Source organism: Actinomycetota bacterium (genome assembly GCA_036280995.1).
GTDB lineage: Bacteria > Actinomycetota > CALGFH01 > CALGFH01 > CALGFH01 > CALGFH01.
Map to the genome: position 1 here is coordinate 1 of DASUPQ010000551.1, position 2,052 is coordinate 2,052.

A 2,052-nucleotide genomic window follows, 5' to 3' on the forward strand; every position below is an offset into this window, starting at 1 on the left:
GGCCTAAGCGGGGCCGACCAGGAGCGCCTCGCGCTCCTGGAGAAGTGGGGCCGTGACATGAGCGGGTATGCCATCGTCCAGTCAACCCGGCCGCAGACAGTCTCCTACGCCCTCACCGATTCACCGGTCGGCCAGCTCGCCTGGATCGTCGAGAAGTTCAAGGAATGGACCGACCCAAGCGCCAGCCTGCCTGAAGACGCTGTCGACCGCGACCTGATCCTCACCGACGTGTCGGTGTACTGGCTGACCGGCACGGCCGGCTCGGCGGCCCGCATCTACTACGAAGGTGCCCGCACCTGGGGCCAAGCCCGGCCGAAGTCTCCAGTGCCCACCGCGGTGGCGGTGTTCCCCAACGACCTCACCATCCGGCCCCTGGCCGAACGCGACCACAACGTGGTGCACTGGGCCGAGTTCAGCCGCGGCGGGCACTTCGCCGCCATGGAAGCACCCGACCTGCTGGTCGGCGATGTGCGGGACTTCTTCCGCCAGTTCCGCTGACGCCCCAGCCGGACCGCAAACCCGGCGGTTCAGGCGACGGCTGGGCCTCGTCCTGGGACGGTGTCCTCCCCGGGCGGGCTGTTGCGGTGCAGCGGCGGCGGCGGTTCGAGCAGCTGGCGGCGGAGGTCTTGGCGCTGCCGCAGTCCGGCGGCGGTCATGTGAACCCGCGCAGCCCGGGGGCCCCGGTCGAGCACGGGCATGAGTCTGGTCACCCGTGCCGAACAGCGCCGAGGCCGTCGGCGAAGCTCACAGCTGCCTCGGTCATGGCCTGCCGGGAGACCACCAGGGGCAAGCTTGCGGCTGGGGTCGGGGATGCCAGCGCCGCGATGAGGCTCGCTTCGCCTGGTTCGGAGCCGCCATTAGTCCTTGAGCTGCATGATGCCGAGGGCGTTCTTGCCCGGGTCGATGATCCAGGCCATCCAGGCGAAGCCGAGGTCGGCGATCCCGTCCTCGGTCTTGAGGCCGGGCAGGTCGTAGTCCTCGACCTGGACCCCGCGGGAACGGAGCTCGGCGACCTCGGCTCGCAGGTCCGGGACCTGCCAGGACACCTGGGTCTGCTCGTCGGCCGTGCCGACGGTGCTCTTGGTCACGTCCAGGTGGGTGCCGCCACCGCACCTGAACACGATGGCGTCGTCGTTCTCGGTGAGGATCTCCAGCCCCAGCCGGTCGTGGTAGAACTCACGCGTCGCGGCCAGGTCCTTGGCCAGCAGCACCGGGGTGATCGGATGGTCACCGAGCATGGCGTCTCCTCCCGTTGTCCCTTCTGCGAGCCTAAGCTGCCATCTGGCAGCACAGTCTTGCACGGCTGTCTGGCCCACCGGGTCGCCTGCCTCGATCGCGCTTGACCGCGACCAGGGGAAGGGCCGGCTCACAGGTCTTGGACCCGGCCGCCAGATCCGGTAGCCGGGGCCAAGACCATGCCGACAGTCGACGGCTAGATAGCGACGGCGCGCGAAGAGTCGCCCGTGGGGGAGGTATGGGCATGAGCGATGCGGCAACCCGACCGCCGAACGTCCCGCCGCCGTGGTTTGTGCACACGGCCTGGCGCGCTCATCGCGCGCTCTACCGACTCAGCGGCGGCCGATTCCTGTGGACCACGTCGAACCGGCGCGGCTGGGGTGCGCTGCGCCTCACGACCATCGGGCGGAGGTCCGGGCAAGAGCGCAGCGTCATCATCGGCTACGTCGAAGACGGCCCCAACCTCGTCGCGCTCGCGATGAACGGCTGGGACGAGGGCCATCCCTCGTGGTGGCTCAACCTCGAGGCGCACCCGGACGCCGTCGTTCGATTGGCGGGCCAGCATCCGCGCCCGGTACGGGCACGCCCTTCTGTGGGGCAGGAGCGTGATCGGCTGTGGCAGCGCTGGGTCGCGGTCGATCCGAAGCTGGACGCCTATGCCGGCCGGCGGTCGACCGAGACGCCCGTGATCGTCCTCGAACCGCGCGACGGGACCGCTTGACACCGGGCGATGACGTCCGCCCTGATTAGGTAGACGAAGAGAACTCCAAAGGGAGCTGCTTCGTGATGCCGCTCCAGTGCATCGCTCCGGTACGA

The 2,052-nt window shown here is 69.4% G+C and carries 3 protein-coding genes; 2 read left to right on the plus strand and 1 reads right to left on the minus strand.

The annotated features are described in order from the left end of the window. On the plus strand, positions 1–498 hold a 498-nt coding region (locus VF468_18570), incomplete at its 5' end, for an epoxide hydrolase (GenBank protein HEX5880295.1). 359 nt (positions 499–857) lie between these two features. Here the strand turns inward: VF468_18570 and VF468_18575 are convergent. Next, entirely contained in the window at positions 858–1,238 is a 381-nt protein-coding gene (locus tag VF468_18575; GenBank protein HEX5880296.1) for a VOC family protein, read from the minus strand. 242 nt (positions 1,239–1,480) lie between these two features. Here VF468_18575 and VF468_18580 point away from each other — a divergent pair, with 242 nt between their 5' ends. Continuing rightward, positions 1,481–1,957: a nitroreductase/quinone reductase family protein gene (locus VF468_18580; GenBank protein ID HEX5880297.1), complete on the plus strand. Its 477-nt coding sequence runs from the start codon at positions 1,481–1,483 to the stop codon at positions 1,955–1,957. Positions 1,958–2,052 lie beyond the last annotated feature (95 nt).

Excerpts from the sequence above, each read along its gene's own strand:
- VF468_18580 (HEX5880297.1), top strand. The coding sequence starts at position 1,481 with ATGAGCGATGCGGCAACCCGACCGCCGAACGTCCCGCCGCCGTGGTTT.
- VF468_18575 (HEX5880296.1), bottom strand. The coding sequence starts at position 1,238 with ATGCTCGGTGACCATCCGATCACCCCGGTGCTGCTGGCCAAGGACCTG.